Raw genomic sequence first — 22,407 nt, forward strand, 5'->3', positions numbered from 1 at the left:
CTCAACCAAGCCAATCCTGCAGCCAGTCGCCGATCGTGCCTGCGAGCTGCTCGGGCATCTGGAGCATCGGCAGATGCCCCGCTCCGGCCAGCTCCACAAACTGGTACTGGTTGGCATAGCCGGCCAGATGGCGCACGTAACGCGGCGCCATCACCTGATCGCGGCTTCCGGCAATCCAGAGGCTGGGCACCTGCAGTTGGGCGGTGAGCTGGGGGATCTGACGCACGGCGCCGCGGTTTGTGCTGCAGGCCAGCAGCCCCTGGGCGGCACGACGCTCGGCCAGCAGCGGGCTGCGCAGGGGGTCAGTGCCGGGCAGCTCGGCCAGCCAGCCGGGGCGCCAGCGCAGAAACAGGGCACCGCCGCGTCGCACCTGGGCAAAAGCCCGCGGTTGGTAGACGCCACCCCCGGCGGCGATCTGAACCAGGCCCACCAGCTGCGGCCCCAGATGGGGCGCGGCATGCAAGGCGACGCTGCCCCCCAGGGAATGGCCCAGCAACACGATCGGGCGCTCGCCGGCCTGCTCCCGGGCCGCCTGGGCCAGCCAGCGGCCGTAGCTGGCCAGATTGGCGTGCAGCCTCAGCGGCCGAGGCCGTTGGCCAAAGCCGGGCAGATCGGGGGCCCAGAGCTCCCAGCTCGGCGCCAGCTCGGCGGCCAGCGGCCGCCAGAGCCGCCCGGCCAGCAACCAGCCATGCAGGGCCACCAGCAACGGACGTGAGACATCGTGCTCCAGAAAATCGACGTGCTCCAGAAGATCGACGATCGGGGGCACCAGGCTGGCCCGGCGAGCGCCCCCTGGGCGGCCATCGGGCAGGATCGTTCCATTGCGTTGCACCCGCCCGTCGTGGCCTCGGCCGAGCTCCTCACCAGCCTCTACGGGGAGCAGCACCGGCTCTGCCCCACGCCCAATCCCCAGCTCAGCCTGGTGCTCAGCTGCGATCGCGAGATCGACCTGATCGAGCTGGAGCAGCTCTGTGACGCGGTGGGCTGGAGCCGCCGCCCCATGCGGCGGGTGCGCAAGGCGCTGCAACACAGCCTGCTGCGGGTGGGCCTGTGGCGTCACGACCCACGCCTTCCCAAGCTGGTGGGCTTCGCCCGCTGCACCGGCGATGGCGTGGTGGAAGCCACGGTCTGGGATGTGGCAGTGCACCCCCTCTACCAGGGGGCCGGGCTGGGCAAGCAGCTGATGGTCTACGTGCTCGACCAGCTGCAAACGATGGAGGTGGATCGGGTCAGCCTGTTCGCCGACCCCGACGTGGTGGACTTCTACGCCGCCCAGGGCTGGGAGCTCGAACCGCTGCAACGGCGCTGCGCCTTCTGGTACGCCCGCTAACCCCGCCGCCGCTCCCGCACTGCGCTGCCGTAGTAGCGGGCCGCCAAGGCTTCGGGCGGAATGCCCCGCCGCCAGGAGCGCCGCAGCTGGGCATTGGCCAGCGCCGTTTGCCACACCCCGAGCGCCTGCCAGCGGCGCCCATCCACCTGCAGCCGGGCCCCCAGCGGCCGCAGCTGGCTGAAGTGCCGCAGGCGCAGCACCAGCTCCAGATCCTCCATCAACGGGATCGGCGCCACCCCCCCGGCCCGCGCCAGCAGGCGACGCGGCACCAGCAGACCCTGATCGCCATAGGGCAGTTGGCGCCAGCGGCTGCGCAGGGCCACGGCCAGCTCCACCAGTCGCAGGGCGGGCTGGGCAGCGGCGATGGCCAGATCGAAATACCAGGCGGCGTCTGGCAGGCCCAGGGCCACCCTCACCGCCCGATCCCAGCCCGGCTCAAGCCGGGCATCGGCATGCAGCAACAACAGCCAGGGGGATTCGGTGCTCGCCACACCCAGGGCCAACTGCCGGCCCCGGCCAGGGGAGCTGGCTTGCACCGCCGCCCCCGCAAGCGCGGCGACCCGGGCGGTGGCGTCGTCGCTGGCGCCGTCCACCACCAGGATCTCCCCCACCAGCTGGGGAGCAGCGGCCAGGTCGGCCAGCAACAGCGGCAACCGTGGCGCCTCGTTGCGCGCGGCGATCACCACCGCAATCGGCGAACCGCTCAGCGCCACGGCCGCAGATCCATCGCCCAATCGAGGTCGCCCCGTGGCGCCAGCAGTGCCGGTTCCAGCCCCAGACGGTCGATCGCCGCCAGCGTCTGCGTGAGCACCCTGGGAGTGCCCCAGGCGATGCCCGCCATCAAGGCGGGCTGCGGCTGGCGCAGCCCGAGCAACCAGTAGCCCCCATCATGAGCCGGGCCGAGCACCGCCGCGCGGCTCTCCAGGGCCGCAAACGCCGCCACCAGGTCATCGCCATCCAACTGGGGCAGATCACTACCGATCACCACCACCTGCCGGGCCCCGGCGCGGAACGCCCGCTGAACCTGGCGCTGCATCCGCAAACCCAGCCCGCCGGGGCCCTGCAGCTGCACGCGATCGGCTCCCAGCGCCACACCCCAGCGGCGAGCGGCCCGCCCCGCCAACCCATCCACCGCGAGCACCAGCTCAAAGCCCAGCCGGCGGCGCCCGCCGCGGGCCACCGCCAGGGTGTGGCTGGTGAGCCGAGACTGGATCCGGGCCGCCGCCGCTGCGCCGAGGGAACCCGCCAGTCGGCGCTTGCAGCGCCCCGGGGCTGGCCAACGGGCCATCACGATCAATTGACTGCCAGCGGGTTGGCCCATCCCCGCCCTCACCCCTGGCGCGGCAGCTCCGCCGGCTTGAGCTGCAGGGTCAGCCGCTCATCGCCACGGCGCAGCGACACAGCTAAAGGCTGGCCCACCCGGCCCTGATCCACCGCCAGCTGCACCTCGGAGGGGTTCTTCACTGCCTTGCCGCCCACCTGATCGATCAGGTCGCAGGGCTTGAGTCCGCCTTTGGCCGCCGGGCTGCCGGGAATCACCTCCACCACCACCACGCCATTCACCTCCGGCAGGCGGCACTCATCGGTGCTGGCGTTGATCTCCCGGGCGAGCTGGGGCGTCAGGGCCTGCAGCCGCACGCCGATGTAGGGGTGGCTGGCGGAGCCCTTCTCCAGGATCTGTGCCGCAATCTGGCGCGCCACATTGATCGGGATCGCGAAGCTCAGGCCCGCCCCAGGTGCCTGGCGAATCGCCGTGTTGATGCCGATCACCTGACCACGGTCGTTGATCAGGGGTCCGCCGCTGTTGCCGGGGTTCACGGCCGCGTCGGTCTGGATGTAGGGCACCCGCTGTCCTTCACCCACCGCATTGGTGCGCTGGATGGCACTGATGATCCCAGCGGTCACGGTGTTGTCTAGGCCGAGGGGGTTGCCGATGGCGATGGCCCACTCGCCAGGCCGCACCTTGGCGGAATCGCCCAGGGGAGCCACCGGCAGCTTGGAGGCCACCACCTTCACCACGGCCACATCGGTGAGGGGATCAGTGCCCAGCACCTTGCCATTGAAGCTGCGGCCATCGGGCAGGGTCACCGTCACCTCACTGGCCCCCTCCACCACGTGGGCATTGGTGAGCAGCACCCCGTCGGAGCGGGTGATGAAGCCCGAGCCCTGACCCTGCTGCTGCTGGATGGTGGGCCCGCGGCCGAACAGCCCACCCAGGGGGTTCACCAGGCGCTTGACGGTGTCGATCCGCACCACCGCCGGCCCCACCTTGGCCACCGCATCCACGATCAAGGAGTTGCCCTGCTGCAGCGGCGGCGTGGGAGCCGCATCACTGATCGGCGTCTGGGCACCAGGGCGGCCCGGCAGACCAGGCAGACCCTGGCTGCAACCCACCAGCAGCAGCGCAACGGGAGCAATCAGCGCAGCTCGGCACGGGGGGGAAAGGCGCGGCATGGGGGCGGCGTGGGGCCAGGTCGGAAGCCGTTTCATTAAAGACGGCTCGGCCGCCACACCACGCGTAGATTCAGCACCCACGAAACGGCGCGGTCGGTGCAGCAGGGAGACGAGCTGTGGCACCAGGTTCAGCAGGCGCTCCAGGCCAACCTCAGCAAACCCACCTTCGAGACCTGGATCCGCCCGGCCCGCTGCGAGGGCTTCAGTGCCAACCAGCTCCAGCTAGAAGCGCCCAACAGCTTTGCCTGCGGCTGGCTGCGCAAGAACTATCTCGGCACGATCGAGGCCGTCGCCAGTGAAATCGCCGGCCGGCCGGTGCAGGTGCTGGTCAGCGCCGCCAGCGGCGATGACGTCATCGCCGCTGGCGGCAATGGAACCCATGGGTCCACCGCCCCCGTGATCCCCGCCGGGCCATCCGCCACGCCCCGCGCCACCGGCGAAACGCCCCGCAAGCTGGCACCAGGCCTCAACCCTCGCTATGTGTTCAACCGCTTCGTGGTGGGACCCAACAGCCGCATGGCCCACGCCGCCGCCCTGGCGGTAGCCGAGGCCCCCGGCCGGGAGTTCAACCCCCTGTTTCTTTGCGGTGGGGTAGGGCTGGGCAAGACCCACCTGATGCAGGCGATCGGCCACTACCGCCTGGAGATCAATCCCGAGGCGCGAGTGTTCTACGTGAGCACCGAAACCTTCACCAACGATCTGATCCAGGCGATCCGCAAGGACGGCATGCAGGCCTTCCGCGACCGCTACCGGGCCGCCGATCTGATCCTGGTCGACGACATCCAGTTCATCGAAGGCAAGGAATACACCCAGGAGGAGTTCTTCCACACCTTCAACGCCCTGCACGAGGCGGGGCGCCAGATCGTGATCGCCTCCGACCGGCCCCCGTCCCAGATCCCCCGGCTGCAGGAGCGGCTAATCTCCCGCTTCTCGATGGGGCTGATCGCCGACATCCAGGCCCCGGACCTGGAAACCCGCATGGCGATCCTGCACAAGAAGGCCGAGCAGGAGCAGATGGTTCTGCCCCGCGACCTGATCCAGTTCATCGCCGGCCGCTTCACCTCCAACATCCGCGAACTCGAAGGCGCTCTCACCCGCGCCGTGGCCTTCGCCTCGATCACCGGTCTGCCAATGACGGTGGAATCGGTGGCGCCGATGCTCGATCCTGCCGGCGGCGATGTGGAAGTAAAACCGAGCCAGGTGATGGAGAAGGTGGCCGAGGTGTTTGGCGTGGGCGTCGAGGAGATGCGCAGTGCCAGCCGCAAGCGGGCCGTGAGCCAGGCCCGTCAGGTGGGGATGTACCTGATGCGTCAGAGCACCAACCTCAGCTTGCCGCGCATCGGCGAAGCCTTCGGCGGCAAGGATCACTCCACAGTGATGTACGCCGTGGAGCAGATCGACCGCAAACTCAACAGCGACCCAGCCCTTTCCCGCCAAGTGCAGCAGGTGCGCGACCTGCTGCAAATTGATTCCCGCAAGCGGCGTTAGTCGGGCCTTAGGTGAGCGGCCGGGCAGGATCAAGCCCTTCCACTTCACCGGCAAACACGCGGCTGGCGGTGATGTCTTCGGCCTCAATCGTCATCAGATCGAGCTTGGTGAGCGGCGTGCCCATGCGGCTGAACAGCCGATTGGCCTGGCGCATCCGAGCCCGGTCGATGGCATTACGAATGGAGCGGGCGTTGGCAAAAAACGGCAACTGCATGCGCCGCTGGATGTAGTCAGCAAAGGCAGCTGCCGCCTCCTCACTGAACCGATAATTTTCAGCGGCAAGAATCAACTGGGCGATGGCCAACAGTTCAGCGGCGCTGTAGTCGGGAAAATCGATGTGGTTGGCCACCCGCGAGGAAAGGCCAGGATTGGATTGGTAGAACACATCCATCCGCTCCTTGTAGCCTGCAAAGATCACGACCAGATCGTCGCGATTGCTCTCCATCACCTGCAGCAGGATTTCGATCGCCTCGGCGCCATAGTCACGCTCATTTTCAGGGCGATAGAGATAGTAAGCCTCATCAATGAACAGCACCCCACCCATCGCCTTTTTGAGCATCTCACGAGTCTTGGGAGCGGTGTGGCCGATGTACTGACCCACCAGGTCGTCGCGGGTGGCGGTCACCACGTGGCCTTTGCGCACGTAGCCCAGCCCATGCAGGATCTTGCTCATCCGCGCGGCCACGGTGGTTTTGCCCGTGCCCGCCCGTCCCGTGAACGACATGTGCAGGCTGGGCGGGGTGGTCTCCAGCCCCACCTGGTGGCGGGCCCGATCCACCACCAGCAGGGCGGCGATCTCGCGGATGCGGGCCTTGACGGGCCGCAGACCGATCAATTCCCGATCGAGCTGATCGAGCATCTCCTGAATCCCGGCACTCTCGTAGGCCAACTGCAGGTCGATGGCGGTGTCGTCCGAGACTGTCGGAGCAGCAATCGGGCTGTCGGGATCAGATCCCATAAGGGGTTCAGGCGATCAGGGCATCGATGGCGGCGCTGAAGGACCACTCGGGCGCTCCGATCAGGCTGCCTTCGGCCTCCGCCCGCACTGTGAGATTGACGTAGGTGCGCCCGAAGCTGATATCCGGGAAGCGTTGCTGCGCCTCGCAGAGGGCATTGAGCCGCTCCAGAAAATCCCTGGTGCTGGCGTAATCCTCGAATTCCAGGCGCCGCTCCAGCCGCTCAGGCTGCTCGGACTTGGGACGTGCAATCCAGGCTTGATCCATGCCTTCGACGCTACGCCTCCAAGCAATCCGTGCGGGCAATACCCAGGCGCTGGGCCCAGGCGCCTGCATAGGCCTGATTGGCCGCCCGGGCCTCTGGATCGCTGCTGTCGAGCGGATGGGGCATGGTGCCATTGATGGCCGCGTTGGTGACACAGAACATCGATTTCTGAAAGCTCATGCAGATCTTCACGCGCACGTCGCCTTCGCCGCGCGTGCGCTCCAGGTACCACTGGTGCAACCGCTCCGGCAGGTGGCGGTACATGTCCTGCATTAGCAGGCTGGGCGGAATGCCGGAGCCCATGCTCGGCAGCGGATCGGCGTAGAGCGCCCCATAGGTGAACTGAGCCTGGTCGGGCGAGATCTGCTGAGCCTGGGCGTTGAAGCTCACCGTGCCCAGGAAGGGCATGCCTCGCAGAAACACCGCTTCCACATAGGGCACCGCCACATCCACCAGGAAGGTGAGTTCCGCTTCCGGCGGCAGCACCCAGTAGCTCTGGCCGCCGACCTCCACTCCGTAGTGAATCGGGTTGGCGGCTGCGGCCACCAGGCCGTTCTTGATGAACTCCACGACATCGGCAATGGTGCACACCCGTCCGTCGGCTTCAGCTGCGGCCAGATCCAGGAACAGATCGCTCATCACCTGCCAGAACTGGCCCAGGGCATGGGTGGTGGCGGCCGAACGGATCAATTCGGGCAGGAAGCCGGGGAACAGCGGGTTGAGGACGGCCAGCAGCGGATCACGCCGGCTCTTGGCCGCAATGATGCGGCGGCAATTGGTTGCAAAAGCCTCGGAATCAAAGTAGGCATCCATGCCACCGGTGGCATGCCAGAACATTGCCTTCTGGCAATACTCCGCATATTCGAAGTTGATGCGGTCGTGGTTGAGATGGCGCCAGATCTTGGCAGGGTTCAGATCCCCATCGAGGTATTTGAAGATCGGAAAAGGGTTGAGAAATTGATGCTCGGCCTGGTAGATCAGGTTGATGCTGTAGGCATCCAGCACCTCGCCATAGCTCTTGAGCACATCCACCACCTCCACCAGGTGATCGGCGCTCTCACCCAGAAGGGTTTCACCGGACAGCAGGCGGCGCTGCACCTCCTCTCGGTCGATCGAGAGGTTGGCATGCACCAGCTCGGCGGGAACGATCGGCATCTCAGCCCAGCCCTCCCGGTATCGCCGTGATGCTGGCCAGAGCGGTGGTGGCCACCTCGCTCAGCCGGCCGAGGCTGCTGGGCACCAGGCCCAGCACCACCACCGCGGCCGCCAGGGCCACGGCGGGGACGGTTTCCCGTGGCGCCACCGGCGCTAGCTGCACATCCAGGCGAGCATCAGCCACCGCATCCGTACTGGGGGGGGTGATCGCCAAGCGACCGAAGAAGGCGCGGTTCACCAGCAGCAGGAAATAGACCGCCGTCAGACCGGAGCCCACCATCGACAGCAAGGTGGCTACCGGGTATTCGGCAATGCTGCCGCGGAACACCAGAAATTCCGAAATGAAGCCGGCCATGCCAGGCAAACCGGCACTGGCCATCACCGCCACGATCATCAGCGAGCCGGTGAACGGCAGACCCCTCTCAAGATTGAGCAGGCCGCGCAACACCGCCAGATCACGGGTGCCCGTCTTGCGATACACAATCCCCACCAGCAGGAACAGCAGAGCCGAGATCAGGCCGTGGCTCACCATCTGGAACACCGCGCCCAGCAGGCTCACGGGCGTGTCAGATGCAGCTGCCAGCAGCACATAGCCCATGTGGCCCACGGAGCTGTAGGCCACCATTCGTTTCATGTCGGTCTGGGCGATGGCGGCCAGGGAGCCGTACAGCACCGAAATCGCGGCCCAGATCGCCAGCACCGGCGCCAGCTTCGCCCAGGCCTCGGGGAACAGTTGCAGGCCGAAGCGCAACATGCCGTAGGTGCCCAGCTTGAGCAAGACGCCCGCCAGCAGCACCGACACCGGCGTGGAGGCCTGGGTGTGGGTGTCGGGCAACCAGTTGTGCAGCGGCACCAGCGGAATCTTGATGCCGAACCCGATCAGCAAGGCCCCCAGCAGCCACAGCTGGCCGCCCATGGCCAGTCGGTCGCTGAGCACCGGCGTGAGGCTGAAATCCACACTGCCGGTGAGCAGGGCCAGCCCCAGGAAGGCCCCCAGGATCAACATGCCCGAGGCAGCGGTGAAGATCAGAAATTTGGTGGCCGCATAGGCCCGGTTCACCCCACCCCACACCGAAACCAGCAACCAGAGCGGAATCAGCTCCAGCTCGTAGAAGAGGAAGAACAGCAGCAGGTTTTCCGACAGAAAGGCCCCGTTCACCGCGCCGCTGATCAGCAGCAGCATGGCGAAGTAGATGCGCGGTCGCTTCTCGATGTCGCGGGTGATCACCGCTGACACCAGGGTGAGGGCGCCGTTGATCAGCACCAACGGCAGCGACAGCCCATCCACGCCCAGGGCATAGTCGAGGCCGATCCCCGGCAGCCAGGCGTGCCGCTCCTGCAGCTGCATGCCGGCCTGGGCCGTATCAAAGGCCAGGGCCACCGCCACGCTCATCCCCAGTTGCAGCACCAGGATGGCGATGGTGATCAGCCGGAGCCGCGAGGGGCTGGGGCCGCCCGGCCAGAGCAACAAAGCCAGGGTCCCGGCGAAGGGAATCAGCAGAAGGCTGGTGAGCAGCATGATCAGCCCGCTCCTGGCAACAGCTGGAGCGAACCCAGCAGCAGCACGATCGCCACGATCACCGTGAGCACGTAGCTCTGCAGTTGACCACTGATGCTGAGCTTGAGCCCTTCCGCCGTGGTCAGCGACAACCGGCCGACCCCATCCGCCAACCCCTTGATCACGGTGACGTCAAACCAGCGGGTGAGGCGGGCCAGGGAAGCCACCAACAAGACAACGGTGCGCTGGTAGATCTCAGGGGTATAGAAGTCGTAGGCGAGCAGGTCCTGCAGCACGCGCAGGCTGGACTTGGTGGAGCGCGACCAGAACTCATCAAGGTGCACCACAGAGCCGATCAGCAGGCCCACCAGGCCGCTGCCAGCCACCGCCAGACCCACGGGCAGCGGGAAGGCGGCAATGCCGGGCACCGTATCGATGCGCTGCATGATCCAGGGCAGCAGCACCACCAGCACCGAAAGGCTCACCATGGGCAGGGCCATCAACCAGTTGGCCTCAGGTGCCCGCTTGGTTTTGGGCAGCACGGGTCCAAGAAACACCGAGCGGAACACCCGGGTGACATTGGCGGTAGCCAGCAGATTGGTGAGCAGGAAAACCAGGGCAAACAGCGGCTCATCGGAGCGCAGATTTTCCACCATCAGCCCCATGCACCAGAAGCTGCCCAGGGGCACCAGCCCCAACAGGCCGGCACTGCCCAGCAGGAAGGCCATGGTGGTGGCGGGCATGCGGGTGCCCAGCCCTCCCAGCTCGGTCAGGTCCTGGCAGTTGCTGGTGGCGATGATGCTGCCCACGCCCATGAACTGCAGTGCCCTGGCCAGACCATGGGCAAACAGCAGCAGCAGGGCGATGCCGGGGAGTTGCAGGGCGATGGCGATGAACACCAGGCCCAGAGAGGAGGTGGTGGAGTAACTGAACGCGCGCTTGATGTCCACTTGGGCCAGCGCCACCAGGGCACCACCCACGGCGCTGATCGTGCCAACCGCCAGCAACACATCCGTGGCCAGGGGAGAAAGGGCCACGATCGGCATCAGCTTCATCAGCACGATGGCACCGCAGGTCACCACCACTGAGTTGCGCAGAATCGAGGCGGGGTTCGGACCCTCCATCGCCTCATCCAGCCAGAGGTGCATGGGGAACTGAGCGCACTTGCCCATCGGCCCTGCGATCAGCCCCAGCCCCAGCAGGGTGCCGGCCAGGGGGGTGATCAGGTGCTGCTCACGGGCGTTGCCGGCCCAGGCATAGAGGTCGTTGAATTCCATCGAGCCCGCCCAGGCCGACAGCGCCACCACCCCCATCAGCAGCAGCACATCCCCCACCCGTTTGGTGAGAAAGGCATCGCGGGCAGCGGTGACCACCAGGGGCTGGGCATACCAGAACCCCACCAGCAGATAGGTGGAGAGGGTGAGCATCTCCAGCAGGAAATAGCTCATGAACAGGTTGCTGCTCAGCACAACCCCGCTCATCGCCCCTTCGAAGAAACCAACCAGGGCATAGAAACGGGCGAGAGACCACTCCTTGTCCATGTAGCCCAGGGCGAACACCTGGCAGACCAGGCTCATGGTGGTCACCAGCTCCAACGCCGCCAGGTTGGTCAGGGAGAGATCGAAACCGATGCGGAGGTTGAGATCGGCCGCCTGGAACCAGGGAAACTCGAAGTGCTGGGGACCGAGGGTCCAAACTTGCTTCAGGATGACTGAGCTGTGCCCCACGGCCAGCAGGGTGACCAGCAGATTGAGGTAGGCCGCCGGCCGCGGACCGTTGCGCTTGAACCAGCCCGCTGCCCACGGCAAAGACAAGACCATGCCGCTGAACCCATACAAGGGGAGCATCCAGGCCAGCTGGATCGGGAGTGGCAAGGAGGGGGCGAACAAGGGGAGAGGGTGTCGATCGGCAGTGTTCGAGATGAACAGATCGGCCGCCGGACTCTAGGCATCAGCCGCGGAATCCTGGAACTAGAAGGTGGCCCGCTCCATCGACGGATCGTGGTTGGGGCCAAGGCTGCGCAACCAGTCGCCCAGTTCGTCTCCGTGATGTTGTTCGTCTGTCCAGAGGTCCTGGAAGAAGGCCTGGCTGTCGCCGTCACCCACCAGCACGCAGAAACGAACCGCTTCGGCGTAGAGATTGATCAGGTCGGCCTCGAGGCTGAGGTTGAGCCGGAGCAGCCCCACAAGATCGGGGGCATGGCCGACGGGACGAAGCTGGGAGGCGGCCGGTGCCACCCCCAGGGCCAGCATGCGCTGAACAATTCGCTCAGCGTGCTGCATCTCCTCCACGGTTTCGCGGCGGAAACGGGTGGCGGCTTCCTCCAGCCCCCAGAGCTCCGCAAGGGAGGCATGGGTCATGTACTGCTGGACAGCAGAAAACTCAAGGCTCAGTGCGCGACCGAGGTATCCCAGGACGCGCGGATGAACGGCGCCCATGGCGATCAGAGACGGCGGGTGGTGGCGGTGGCGATCAGGGCAGGCTCCACTTCGCTGTGGGGGCGGGCAATGATGTGGGCGGCAACCAGGCCATCACCCACGCGCTCACAGGCATCGGCACCAGCGCGCACGGCCGCGTTCACAGCACCGGTTTCACCGCGCACCATCACGGTGACGTAGCCACCACCAACGAATTCGCGGGCGATCAGGGTCACCTCAGCTGCCTTGGTCATGGCGTCGGCGGCTTCAATCGCCGGCACCAGGCCACGGGTTTCGATCATGCCGAGGGCGATGCCCTGAATGGAAGGAGCCATGGCGTTGCTGCGCGAAGGGGTGGTGGGGGGTTTGGTGCCGGCACCGCGGCCGCCGCTTCCAGAACGGGAGCTAGCGGAGGTGGCAGTGGAGCGGCGGGTGGTGCTGGAGGCACGGGGCGTCGCCTTGGCGGCCGGCTTGGCCACGGCTTTCGCCGCGACGGGCTTGGCCGCTGCCGCCGGCAGCGCCTTGGGGGCAACTGCTGGTACGGCTGAGCCGGCCGCCGCTCCCGTCGCCGGCGGGGCGCTGACTGCCGTTGCCGCCGGAGGGGCGGGTTTGGCAGCGGACGCTGTGCTGGGGGTGGGTCGGGGAGTGGGGGTGGCCATGGCTCAGGGGTGTAGGAGCTGGTGAGAGGACAGAACGGGTGGATCGCGAACAATCCGAGCCGCCCTAACCGTCGGGCTCCCAGAAGTCGATGATTCCGCCGATCGTCAGATCGGTCTGCACCTCAGGGTTACCGCAGGCGAAACGGGCTGCTGAACCGCTAGCGGTGAACACCCAATTGCCCGGGGAGGCACCCACCGGATCAACAGCCACGCTGAGCTTGCCCTTGGTCGTACGCAACACGCGCAGGTTGGAGTGGTCGAGACCAGGCACACGCTGGGTGCACACCAAAGAGCCCGTGACCTGCATGATCTCCATTACTTGGGCCCTCCCGCTGGGGCTGGGGCTTTGCCGGCATCAGGATCCCAGTGGTCAATGATGCCGACGATGGTCAGGTCGCTCGGATAGGACTTGCTGCCAGCGGCTTCGCGAGCTGCCGAGCTGCCGACGCAGATCACCCAGTCACCGGGGATGCAGCCGACGGCATCGACCGCCACTTTCTGGGTGCTGCCATCGAGCACCACCTGCAGGTGCTTGTGCTCGAAGTCAGGGATTCGGTTGGTGGAGACCAGTGGCTTGACCACTTTGCAGATCAACATGTCAGTGGCCTCCTCCGCTCGCGAATGTGATGGTGGAACCTACCGCTTCGGCAGGGATGTACCGATCCTGGTCCCGAACGGTCAGGAGAGCATGGAGCAGGCCCTGCTGGAACAGGTCGGGGTAGCGGTTTTCCATGGCGGCCTGGACCCGCTGGCAGTGGCGGATCGCCCGTTCCCGCGCGCCGGGCACCTGGCCGTTGTAGTCGAAGCGGACCACCACAGGCACCGGTAGACCGCGCGACACATTCAGACCCTTGAAGATCTTGACACCCACGTCGAGATCGGGAGCCCCCTCCTCCACTGTGTCCATGTAGGCGAAGTAGGTGAGGTTGCGCAAGTGGATCTCCTTGAAGCCGATGCCCACACCGATGAACCGCTCCGCATGGCCAGCGTCGGCATAGTGGCCGCCGTGCACCTGACGCACGTAGTCGATCTGGGACAAGTTGTGCTCTAAGAAGCGACTCACCAGGCGCACCATGCCGGGATCAGGGCTGCTGGCAGCTGATTGCTCCACCATCGCCTGGATGCGGGCGCGGCCCTCCTCGGGGTTGAGGTGACGGGTCGCGTCATAAACCGCCTGGGCATCCAACCAACGTTCGAGGTTGGTGCTGCCATCGAGGCCAGGCACATGCACGCGGATGGCATCGGTGTCGGTGTCGATGCCCATCAACAGCAAATCCACCGAGGCCCCGCAGCAGAAGCTGTTCTCCACCGCCTGCTGAAAGTCCTTGAGGCGCGAGAGGCCGCAGCTGGCAGCCAAGCCATCGTCGCTGCCGTGAGCCGCGCAGCCTTCGTGCTGAGGATCCTGAGAACTGAAGTGATACAGCACCACCTTGAGGTAGCGCGTGTCGGCATGGGCGGGATTGGGCAGCCCTTCGCGGTAGCGGCGGTGCTCCGTTTTGACCCAGCGATTCACCGTGTTTTCCACATCAAACAGGGCGCCGGCGTGGGGGCGACGCCGCACCGAACTGAAGGGCACGCGCAAGGCATAGGCCACCGCGTGGGCCAAGCGTCCGTCGGCGCAGGGGGTGATGTCGAGCAGGTGGAAGCCGCAGGAGAGCACAAAATCGTTGAAGGCTTCCGCGGAACGACTGCCGGGTTGGCCCTCCAGCGGATCGTGCTGAAAGAAGCCGTCGCTGGTCTGCTCGTAGGTCTCGAACACGCACCAGGCAAACAGGGTGCGCATGTCGAGTTGGCTCACCCATGCCGTCTCCAGAATCGGCAAGGGCAGCTCAAAACCGAGCTCAGCCTTGGCCAGGCGTTGAGCCTGCTCGATAAAGTCGGCCTCGTGTTGCAGGGCCGACAGGCGCTTGAGCACCGGCACGATCCGATCAAAGGCGCCCTTCACCTGCTCGTCGTAGGCCTGCAGCGCCGCATTGCCCTGGCGATCGCTGAGGGGGTGTAGGCCCACCGATGCGGCGGAGCGAGAGCCGCCAGCGAATCTGCGACCTCCCGCCGAGCCAGCGTTCGGGGTGAATGGAGTCTCGCTCGAGGTAGCCACACCGGGCCGGCGGCGAGGAGCCGTCGGAGCCAGAGGGCGATAGGGAGTAGCGAGCGGGCGTCGGGGCATCAGGGATTCAGCCGCGGGCCCCGCCGGAAACGGTGATCAGGGAGCCGGCCGTGGTGTTGCCACTGGAGCCCGTGACACGGCTCACGGGTTCGGGGCGCTCCTCGTTGCGCTTGGACTGGAAAACGGGCATGGCAGCCATCGCACCCGGACGGGTCGGATTGCGGCGGCGAGCCGAAACGCCCTCCGTGCCGGTGACACGTTCGCCGCGGTCCCAGTCGTCGCCGGTGATCTTCAAACCGGCCGAGATGCCTTCACCGGTGACCCGAGATGTAGGACGTGCATCCTCATCGACGCTCACGGGAGCAGCGATCGGGCTGGGGTGAATCGGAGCACGCTCAATCGGACCGCGAGACAGCTGGGTACCGCGGCGGTCAAAGCGGAATTGCTCGGTGCCGGTGACTTTGTCACCGGCCAAGTCAAAAGGGCCGGTAATCCTGCTGCCTTGTTCGTAGCTGGTGCCAGTGACGGCCCCCGTACGCTCCCGACCCACCTGGGCGACGCGAGCCGGGGATTGGATGCTGAACTGCTGCCAGGGCTGGCTACCAGCCAGGGGTTGGGGGAAATCAGGATCGTGACCTGCGGCAGAACCGCAGGCTTCAACCAGCTGGTCGTTGCCGATGTAAGGGGTGCCCGTCACGGCCTCACAGGCGCCGCGCTCGGCCCCGGTCATCACACCTCCAATACCCGGCTGGATGCCGCTCATGCGGTTGGCACCGCGCATGGGTGTGCGCTGGCGGATGTCGACAACGGCCTTACCGGTGCAGAAATCGCCGGCCTGCTCGAGCCCGGCGTAGGGGGTGCCGGTCACGACCTTGCAAGTGCCGGGCTCATCGCCGGTCACGTTGGAGGAGCGGCCGGTGCGGGTACCGCTCACCACTTGGGCCTTGTTGGTAACGCTGAAGCCCACCTTGGGAGCCTCAGGAGCGGGCTTGCTACCGCAGAAATCAGCATATTGCTGGGAGCCAACGTATTCATCGCCGGTCACCAGGCGGCAGCTACCGGGTTCGTCACCGGTGACGTGCTCACTGCGGCCCACATGGGTGCCGGTGATCCCGGTGCCCCGCAGGGTGTGCAGGCTGGCCACCTTGGTGGGGGCTCGACCGGTCACCTGGCTCTGGTCGGCCACGTATTGGGTGCCGGTGAGCTGCTTGCCGGAACCGGGCTCATCACCGGTCACCTTGTCAGAGCGACCCACCATCACACCGGAAACGGGCTGGCCGCCCTGGGTCTGACTGCGGCCCACCTTGCGGGGGCTGGGCTTGCTGCCACCGCAATAGGCGGCGGACTGGTTAGCCGACACATATTCCGTGCCGGTGACGTTCTTGCAGGTGCCGGGCTCATCGCCGGTCACCTTTTCAGACCGCCCCACCTCATTGCCGGTGACACGGTTGCCGTGGCTGGTGGCGCTCACGCGCACCTTGGCGGGCTGGGTGGCCACCGGGCCGCTCTGGCAGAAGGTCTGGAACACTTCGGCACCGAGATATTCGGTGCCGGTGATGGCGCGGCAGGTGGCAGCTTCATTGCCGGTGGTCTTGGGGGAGCGGTTGGCCTGGGTGCCGGTGACCACCTGGCCGGTGCTGGTTTCACTCACACCCACCTTCCAATGGGCATCAACAGTGGCAGCGGCCTGCTTGGCGCCGTGGCGGTTGGGGCCGGAGGGGCGAGTGCCGCCGCTGCGGCTGGAGCCAGCACTACCAACCTTGGCTCGCAGCTCACGCACTTTCTGAGAGAGCTCGCGCGCACTCATATCGGGGTTGCCCTGACGGGACACTGAAGCCGCCGTGGTGCTCTTGGGTGCATTGGCCGCCTTGCCGCGCTTGGAGAGCACTTCGCGGCGGGCCAGCACCAAAGCACGGCTGGGATCGCGTTGAGCAGAACGCTTGGGGGTGGAACGCCGCTCGGCGCCCTGAGCGCCTCGGCTGCTGAGGCTCGACAGAGCCGGAGCAGGAGTGGCAACGATCTCAGGCTTTGGCGCTGGGGACTGGGCAGGGGCGGCAACCTGAGCCTTGGGTGTGGCCTTGGCCAGATCGGTGCGGGTGCGATCGCTGGAATTGTCGGCCCTCTTGCCACGCTTCGAGAGAGCTTCGCGCCGGGCCAGCACGAGATCGCGGCTGGGGTTGGCGATCGGGCGGGCCTGGCTGCGATGGCCAGCGCCCGAAGGAGCCGAAAGGGTTCGGCTTGGGGTGGGGGCAGGAGCCCGGTTCACGGCTGCCGGTGCAGAAGAGATCGCAGGCGCGGATTCCGCCGCAGCAGCTGCCGTGCGGGTGGGCCGGGCATCTTCGAGCGAGCGCACACGGCTCGGCCCGGAGGTGAACCGGCTGGCGGCCTTCTTGCCGCCGTTGGTGAGGGCCCTGCGGCGCTCCAGAGCTGCTTCCCGGCTGGATGTGCTGGCCATGTCCGCCCGTCGAATGGAATATCTGAAAAAGTGCTGATCCACCCGCAACGCGGACAGATCAGCCAAGAAAAGGAGTTGGGGTTCCGCCTTCAGCGAGAACCCCTGAAGGGCTGATGATCAGCGGCCTTCAAACACCACGAAGCAAGCACCCTGACTTTGGGTGTAGGCGTCGTAACCCACCAGACGCACGTGGTGGTCGGGATAGGCGCGGTGGCAAGCCTCCAGCTCGCTCACGATCACACCCAGATCCTTCTCACCAAAGAAGGGCAGCTTCCAGAACGACCAGTAGGTCGCCATGGAGTTGCTGGGATGGACGTGCTCAACGAGCGGGCTCCAACCCTGGGCAATGATGTAAGCAATTTGGTCGTAGATCTCGTCCTGGGTCATCGGCGGGAGGAAGCCGAAGGTCTCCAGGGTGGCGACTGTTTGGTAGTCACCCACGGTGCTCTTGAAAGGCATGGGGATCCTGTTGTGGATGGAATGGTTGAACCCTGAAGGCAAGGGCTCGGATCGCGTTCACTGAAGCGTTCCGGGAGAGAAAGGGGGAGTGGCAATCACCACGCCTCCTTTCTGCACCGATGGACTTCAGTTGACGTCGAGCTTGTCGACGGTGTCGAACTCGAACTTGATTTCCTTCCAGGTCTCCAGGGCGATGGCCAGCTCAGGACTGTGCTTCGCAGCTTCCAGAAGGATGTCGCGACCTTCGCGCTCGATCTCACGACCGGCGTTACGGGCCTTGACGCAGGCCTCAAGAGCCACACGGTTGGCAGCAGCACCAGCAGCGGAGCCCCAGGGGTGGCCGTGGGTACCACCACCGAACTGCAGCACCGAGTCGTCGCCAAAGATGGCCACGAGGGCAGGCATGTGCCAGACGTGGATACCACCGGAGGCCACGGCGAACACGCCGCCCATGGAACCCCAGTCTTGGTCGAAGAAGTTGCCGCGGCTGCGATCTTCGGGAACGAAGGATTCACGCAGCTGGTCGATGTAGCCGAGGGTCGACTGACGGTCGCCTTCGAGCTTGCCGACCACGGTGCCGGTGTGCAGCTGGTCACCACCCGAGAGGCGCAGGCACTTGGCCAGCACACGGAAGTGGATGCCGTGCTTGGGGTGACGGTCGATCACCGCGTGCATGGCGCGGTGAATGTGCAGCAGCATGCCGTTCTTACGGCACCACTTGGCCAGACCGGTATTCGCGGTGAAGCCCCCGGTGATGTAGTCGTGCATGATGATGGGCTGGCCCAGTTCCTTGGCGAACTCAGCGCGCTCATACATCTCCTCAGGAGTTGCGGCGGTGCAGTTGAGGTAGTGCCCTTTCTTTTCGCCGGTTTCCTGCTGGGCCAGGTTGGTGGCTTCAGCAACGAACTCGAAACGGTTCTGCCAGCGCTGGAAGGGCTGCGAGTTGATGTTCTCGTCGTCCTTGGTGAAGTCAAGACCACCGCGGAGGCACTCGTACACAACCCGGCCGTAGTTCTTACCGCTCAGGCCGAGCTTCGGCTTGATGGTGCAACCCAGCAGCGGACGGCCGTACTTGTTCATCCGGTCGCGCTCGACCACGATGCCGTTCGGGGGACCCATGCAGGTCTTGATGAACGCCATCGGGAAGCGGATATCTTCCAGACGCAGGTTGCGCAGGGCCTTAAAGCCGAACACGTTGCCGACCAGGGAGGTCAGCACGTTGGTGATCGAGCCTTCCTCGAACAGGTCGAGGGGATAGGCGATGAAGGCGTAGAAGGCGTCCTTGTCGCCAGGAACGTCTTCGATGCGGTAGCAGCGGCCTTTGTAGAAGTCGAGATCGGTGAGGAGCTCGGACCACACGGTGGACCAGGTGCCGGTGGAGGATTCAGCAGCCACAGCAGCGGCCACTTCTTCTTTGGGAACACCTTCCTGGCCGGTGCATTTGAAGCAGGCCAGCAGGTCGGTGTCGAGGGGAACGTAATCAGGAGTCCAATAGGTGTCGCGGTACTCCTTGACCCCGGCGTCGTACTTCTTGCTCATGGAGTTTCTCCGGTTGGGGCGGGTAAGGGGGTGAGATCGATCAGGGCGTCAGACGCCGATCGGCTCAGTCCTTTTGACCGGCGTAGTTGCCGTTGCCCAGAGCAGGCTCAACTTCGCGGTGGGGGCGAGCAATGATGTGGGCAGCCACGAGGCCGTCGCCCACGCGCTCACATGCATCAGCGCCGGCGCGCACAGCTGCGTTCACAGCACCGGTTTCGCCACGCACCATGACGGTGACGTAACCGCCGCCGACGAATTCACGACCGATGAGGCGCACTTCGGCGGCCTTGGTCATGGCGTCAGCCGCTTCGATCGCGGGGACCAGACCCCGGGTTTCGATCATGCCGAGGGCGATGCCCATGGTTTCAGTTGCCATTACCTGCTCCTGGAGGAGGGGGGTGGAATGTTCGCTCGCAACCATGGTCGCCAGCCAAACCTCCCGTCAAGCCATTTCGGCCCGTCTGCCCATCACCGTTACCTCGCCTTCAGATAAGGCAACCTGATCAGTGCATCACAAAACGTTAGGCAATGCTTGCCAGTGCAGTGCTGGCAAGGGTTTTGGGGGACGCGCCTCAGAGAGGATCGGCGGCGGTCACGTAGGCCACTCCGCCGTAGTAATTGAGCAGCGGTTGCAAGCCTTGGCGCAGTTTGGGCAGAAGGGCGTCCTCACAGAAGACGATCACGTGGGCGTTGGCCCCCAGTCCGCTGAACTCCAACCCATCGGACACGGCGCCATGGGGCCCCCGACCGCTCACGTGTTTGATCACGGAATAGCCCGCCGCCCCGGCAGCGTCGATGGCTTTGAGCACCCCGTCGAGTTCCCGCTCACTGAAAATCAGATCCACACGTTTCATCGATTCAGCCAGAAGCGGAGAGAATGGTGTTAACCAGCAGCATGTACAACGGAATCCCCAAAATGATGTTGAAGGGGAAGGTGATCCCCAACGCCGCCGAGATGTAGAGACTGGGATTCGCTTCAGGCACCGTCATCCGCATCGCCGCGGGCACAGCGATATAAGAGGCGCTGGCACACAACACCACAAACAGCAGGCCATTGCCGGGGCTCAGCTGCAGGCCCCAAACGATCAAGGCCCCTAGGAGGGCATTGAACAGGGGCATCAGCACCGAAAAGGCGATCAGGAAAGCCCCTGCCTCGCGGAGTTCCCGGATCCGCTGAGCCGCCACGATGCCCATGTCGAGCAGAAAGAAGGTCAGGGCTCCATAGAAGAGCTTGTCGCTGAAGGGCTCCATCTTGCCAATGCCGGCTGGGCTATACGCCGCCACCAGCAGGCCGATCACCAGGCTTCCCACCAGCAGAAACACCGAGCTGTTCAGGAAGGCTTCGCGCAACACCGAACCCCAGCGCATCGGCTGGGCGCCAGGCCGATTCTGGGGAGCCGCCAGCTTCACCAGAATCAGGCCAACGATGATGGCCGGGGACTCCATCAATGCCAAGGCCGCCACCATGAAGCCATCAAAAGGTTGATTCTGGGTTTCCAGAAAGCTTTCGGCGGTGATGAACGTGACCGCACTGATTGAACCGTAGGTGGCGGCAATTGCCGCGGCATTAAAAGCATCAAACTGCAGCTGCAGCACCAGAAAGCTGACGATCGGCACCAGCAGCGACATGGCCACGGCGGCACCAATCGTGGGGAGCACCTGGCCGCCCAGACCGCTGTGCTGCAGCTCCAAGCCGCCTTTGAAGCCGATCGAAAGCAGGAGATAGAGCGAAAAGAGCTTTGGCAGTGGTGCTGGGATTTCGAGGTCGGAGCCCACCAACACCGCTGCAACCCCGAGAAAAAAGAACAGCACCGGAGGGGTGAGCAGGTTCTGAAGGATCAGGCTTGACTCCATCCGCCGACACTCCCGTCTTCAAGCGCGTTGATGGGCTCCGAGAGGCCCGGAGCAACCGTAGGCGTCCTGCCCGCCGCCGCCCCTTGCAGCACAATGGGAGTCCCTGCTCCCTTGTGGATGCCGACCTTGGTGATCGCCAGCGGCAATCCCCACAAGGTGGCCGAAATCAGCGCCATGCTCGAGCTGGTTGAGCTGGAGGTGCTGCCCCAGCCACCGGGGCTTGAGATCGAGGAAACCGGGTCGACCTACCTCGAAAATGCGCGGCTCAAAGCTGAAGCCGTGGCCCAGCTCACGGGCCATTGGGGCCTGGCCGACGATTCCGGCATCGAGGTGGATGCCCTGGGCGGCGCCCCTGGCATTTACTCCGCCCGCTACGCCCCCACCGACCATGAACGCATCCACCGGCTGCTGAAGGAACTGGACGATTCGCTCTACCGGGGCGCCAGCTTCCGCTCGGCGATGGTGCTGGCCGACCCCTCCGGCATCACCCGGGCCGAGGCTGAGGGCATCTGCCGAGGCCAGATCCTGCGCGCAGCCCAGGGGCATGGGCCTGGCTACGACAGCATCTTCTATGTGCGGGAGGCGGGCAGCTCCTATGCCCAGATGGGGCCCCACCTCAAGGCCAAGCTTGGTAGTCGCGGCAAAGCAGCCCGCCAGCTGGCCCCCCAGTTGCGCCGCTGGCTGGAGCTTCCCGGCTGAGGGCAGGATCAGCGAGCGCTGCTGTTGATGTGTGAGATAGCCCGCATCGCAGCAGCGGCGGCCTCCTCCACATCCCCTTCCTTCCCAGCCAGAGTGAGACGTCCGAAGGCTCCGACGGCCTTGACATCCACCACAGTGATGTTGGAGGCCTTTTCCGCCTCGTTGGCAGCAATCAACACGTAGCCGGCGGGCTCCGTTTCGAGAATGAACATGCTCATACCCGCCTGAATCATCGAGCCGCGACGGTTCTGGCGGTTGATCAGCACGGCATGGTCGGGGGTGATCGCCCGGATGATCTCCGTCCAGCTCACCTCGGCGCGGCTGCGGTCCTCCTTGCGGTTGCCGATGGCTTCCAGCACCACATCGCCGGAGTGGAGCACATTGCTCTGGTCGCGGTGGTAGAGCGCCAGCGAGCCGAAAGCCCGCTCCACAATCATCTGGCCGAGCCGCACCGTGCTGGCCTTGAGGGCGATATCGGTGACCCGGTGCACGGCCATACCTGGGGACACCTCCAGCCACAGGCAGGCATCGCCAGGGATCGGCAGGAAGCCCTGGCTCACCGTGCCCATGTAGGCCGCCAGCTGGGGCTGCAGGGAGTCGAGAAAGACGTAGGTGCGCAGTTCAATCGACTGCACCTGGCTGGTCTGGCGTGCCAGACGGGAGCCTTCGCTGTCGGTGGTGATCACGCAGCTGGCCCCATCGCTGTCGAAGTCGACCTGGGTGCCGGTGATCAAGGATCCTGATCGCGGGGATCCACCAGCCGGCCTCGCTGATCCCATGCCGGATGAAGGGCCCGACAAACTCTCCCGTCTCCGACGGGTCGCCAGGTCTTCACGCGATGGCTGGCGGGCTGGCAAGGGAGTGTCCTTCAGGCAACTGCCCGTTCATCGGCTCAGCTGCGGCAGGATCTTAACCCTGATGCCCCCGCCCCTTGCCCATCGGGATGGAGCCGGTACCGTCCAGCCAACGTTGATGGGACGGGTTCATGGCCACCAGACGCACCACCTCCAACTCCCCTGACTCAAGCCCCAGCAGCCGGGCCAAAGCCGCCCAGGCCGAACCCATGCCCCCC

Annotated in this window: 24 protein-coding genes; 3 read left to right on the forward strand and 21 right to left on the reverse strand. The window is 65.5% G+C overall.

Annotated features, from left to right (window positions below; translation table 11 throughout):
- Position 1 precedes the first annotated feature (1 nt).
- Positions 2–748: an alpha/beta fold hydrolase gene (locus KBY70_RS08715; protein ID WP_409996045.1), complete on the reverse strand. Its 747-nt coding sequence runs from the start codon at positions 746–748 to the stop codon at positions 2–4.
- A gap of 93 nt (positions 749–841) precedes the next feature.
- Here KBY70_RS08715 and KBY70_RS08720 point away from each other — a divergent pair, with 93 nt between their 5' ends.
- Positions 842–1,330, forward strand: coding sequence for a GNAT family N-acetyltransferase (locus KBY70_RS08720; protein WP_254988197.1), 489 nt, complete (start codon positions 842–844; stop codon positions 1,328–1,330).
- Here KBY70_RS08720 and KBY70_RS08725 read toward each other — a convergent pair.
- From KBY70_RS08725 to KBY70_RS08735, 3 genes are read right to left on the reverse strand one after another with little or no spacing between them, the layout of a single operon-like run.
- Positions 1,327–2,043 carry a TIGR04283 family arsenosugar biosynthesis glycosyltransferase gene (locus KBY70_RS08725; protein ID WP_315859715.1) on the reverse strand — a complete coding sequence of 239 codons (717 nt, stop codon included), beginning with the start codon at positions 2,041–2,043 and terminating at the stop codon, positions 1,327–1,329. The genes KBY70_RS08720 and KBY70_RS08725 overlap by 4 nt on opposite strands.
- On the reverse strand, positions 2,034–2,651 hold the full coding sequence (locus KBY70_RS08730) for a TIGR04282 family arsenosugar biosynthesis glycosyltransferase (RefSeq protein WP_254988198.1): 618 nt from the start codon (positions 2,649–2,651) through the stop codon (positions 2,034–2,036). Before KBY70_RS08730 ends, KBY70_RS08725 begins: the two co-directional genes overlap by 10 nt.
- Before the next feature lie 8 nt (positions 2,652–2,659).
- Complete coding sequence (locus KBY70_RS08735; RefSeq protein WP_254988199.1) at positions 2,660–3,784, reverse strand: trypsin-like peptidase domain-containing protein; 1,125 nt, start codon at positions 3,782–3,784, stop codon at positions 2,660–2,662.
- A 96-nt stretch (positions 3,785–3,880) separates the two neighbouring features.
- Between KBY70_RS08735 and dnaA the strand changes: the two genes are divergently transcribed.
- On the forward strand, positions 3,881–5,272 hold the full coding sequence (gene dnaA, locus KBY70_RS08740) for a chromosomal replication initiator protein DnaA (protein ID WP_254988200.1): 1,392 nt from the start codon (positions 3,881–3,883) through the stop codon (positions 5,270–5,272).
- Between the two features lie 7 nt (positions 5,273–5,279).
- Here dnaA and cbbX read toward each other — a convergent pair whose 3' ends face one another.
- From cbbX to KBY70_RS08825, 16 genes are all read right to left on the reverse strand, one after another.
- Complete coding sequence (gene cbbX, locus KBY70_RS08745) at positions 5,280–6,230, reverse strand: CbbX protein (RefSeq protein ID WP_254988201.1); 951 nt, start codon at positions 6,228–6,230, stop codon at positions 5,280–5,282.
- Between the two features lie 7 nt (positions 6,231–6,237).
- On the reverse strand, positions 6,238–6,495 hold the full coding sequence (locus tag KBY70_RS08750; RefSeq protein WP_094559860.1) for a 4a-hydroxytetrahydrobiopterin dehydratase: 258 nt from the start codon (positions 6,493–6,495) through the stop codon (positions 6,238–6,240).
- Positions 6,496–6,505: 10 nt separating this feature from the next.
- On the reverse strand, positions 6,506–7,648 hold the full coding sequence (locus tag KBY70_RS08755; protein WP_254988202.1) for a CO2 hydration protein: 1,143 nt from the start codon (positions 7,646–7,648) through the stop codon (positions 6,506–6,508).
- A gap of 1 nt (position 7,649) precedes the next feature.
- On the reverse strand, positions 7,650–9,167 hold the full coding sequence (locus KBY70_RS08760) for an NADH-quinone oxidoreductase subunit M (RefSeq protein ID WP_254988203.1): 1,518 nt from the start codon (positions 9,165–9,167) through the stop codon (positions 7,650–7,652).
- Positions 9,168–9,169: 2 nt separating this feature from the next.
- Positions 9,170–11,035 carry an NAD(P)H-quinone oxidoreductase subunit F gene (locus KBY70_RS08765; RefSeq protein ID WP_254988204.1) on the reverse strand — a complete coding sequence of 622 codons (1,866 nt, stop codon included), beginning with the start codon at positions 11,033–11,035 and terminating at the stop codon, positions 9,170–9,172.
- 81 nt (positions 11,036–11,116) lie between these two features.
- Complete coding sequence (locus KBY70_RS08770; RefSeq protein WP_254988205.1) at positions 11,117–11,584, reverse strand: ferritin-like domain-containing protein; 468 nt, start codon at positions 11,582–11,584, stop codon at positions 11,117–11,119.
- A gap of 5 nt (positions 11,585–11,589) precedes the next feature.
- Positions 11,590–12,222 (reverse strand): BMC domain-containing protein, encoded by a 633-nt coding sequence (locus KBY70_RS14480; protein ID WP_094559864.1) that lies wholly within the window; start codon positions 12,220–12,222, stop codon positions 11,590–11,592.
- A gap of 64 nt (positions 12,223–12,286) precedes the next feature.
- A complete protein-coding gene (locus KBY70_RS08785; RefSeq protein ID WP_094559865.1) occupies positions 12,287–12,538 on the reverse strand; it encodes a carboxysome peptide B in 252 nt (83 codons plus the stop codon).
- Complete coding sequence (locus KBY70_RS08790; protein ID WP_094559866.1) at positions 12,538–12,819, reverse strand: carboxysome peptide A; 282 nt, start codon at positions 12,817–12,819, stop codon at positions 12,538–12,540. Before KBY70_RS08790 ends, KBY70_RS08785 begins: the two co-directional genes overlap by 1 nt.
- 1 nt (position 12,820) lies before the next feature.
- Entirely contained in the window at positions 12,821–14,389 is a 1,569-nt protein-coding gene (locus tag KBY70_RS08795) for a carboxysome shell carbonic anhydrase (RefSeq protein WP_094559867.1), read from the reverse strand.
- Between the two features lie 7 nt (positions 14,390–14,396).
- Entirely contained in the window at positions 14,397–16,784 is a 2,388-nt protein-coding gene (locus KBY70_RS08800; protein WP_254988206.1) for a CsoS2 family carboxysome shell protein, read from the reverse strand.
- A gap of 117 nt (positions 16,785–16,901) precedes the next feature.
- Positions 16,902–17,243 (reverse strand): ribulose bisphosphate carboxylase small subunit, encoded by a 342-nt coding sequence (locus KBY70_RS08805; protein WP_094559869.1) that lies wholly within the window; start codon positions 17,241–17,243, stop codon positions 16,902–16,904.
- Positions 17,244–17,369: 126 nt separating this feature from the next.
- A complete protein-coding gene (locus KBY70_RS08810; RefSeq protein WP_094559870.1) occupies positions 17,370–18,782 on the reverse strand; it encodes a form I ribulose bisphosphate carboxylase large subunit in 1,413 nt (470 codons plus the stop codon).
- A 64-nt stretch (positions 18,783–18,846) separates the two neighbouring features.
- Positions 18,847–19,158, reverse strand: coding sequence for a BMC domain-containing protein (locus tag KBY70_RS08815; RefSeq protein ID WP_094559871.1), 312 nt, complete (start codon positions 19,156–19,158; stop codon positions 18,847–18,849).
- A gap of 196 nt (positions 19,159–19,354) precedes the next feature.
- Entirely contained in the window at positions 19,355–19,636 is a 282-nt protein-coding gene (locus KBY70_RS08820; protein ID WP_094559872.1) for a P-II family nitrogen regulator, read from the reverse strand.
- Between the two features lie 4 nt (positions 19,637–19,640).
- Positions 19,641–20,636, reverse strand: a complete 996-nt coding sequence (locus KBY70_RS08825) for a sodium-dependent bicarbonate transport family permease (protein ID WP_254988207.1) — start codon at positions 20,634–20,636, stop codon at positions 19,641–19,643.
- 117 nt (positions 20,637–20,753) lie between these two features.
- On the opposite strand from KBY70_RS08825, the gene rdgB reads away from it, so the two are divergent.
- Positions 20,754–21,335: an RdgB/HAM1 family non-canonical purine NTP pyrophosphatase gene (gene rdgB, locus KBY70_RS08830; RefSeq protein ID WP_254988260.1), complete on the forward strand. Its 582-nt coding sequence runs from the start codon at positions 20,754–20,756 to the stop codon at positions 21,333–21,335.
- Between the two features lie 8 nt (positions 21,336–21,343).
- Here the strand turns inward: rdgB and KBY70_RS08835 are convergent, their stop codons facing one another.
- The gene (locus KBY70_RS08835; RefSeq protein ID WP_094559875.1) at positions 21,344–22,114 is read right to left on the reverse strand and encodes a BMC domain-containing protein; all 771 of its coding nucleotides are present in this window, start codon (positions 22,112–22,114) and stop codon (positions 21,344–21,346) included.
- Positions 22,115–22,407 lie beyond the last annotated feature (293 nt).

The organism is Cyanobium sp. ATX 6E8 (genome assembly GCF_024346335.1).
Classification (GTDB): domain Bacteria; phylum Cyanobacteriota; class Cyanobacteriia; order PCC-6307; family Cyanobiaceae; genus Cyanobium_A.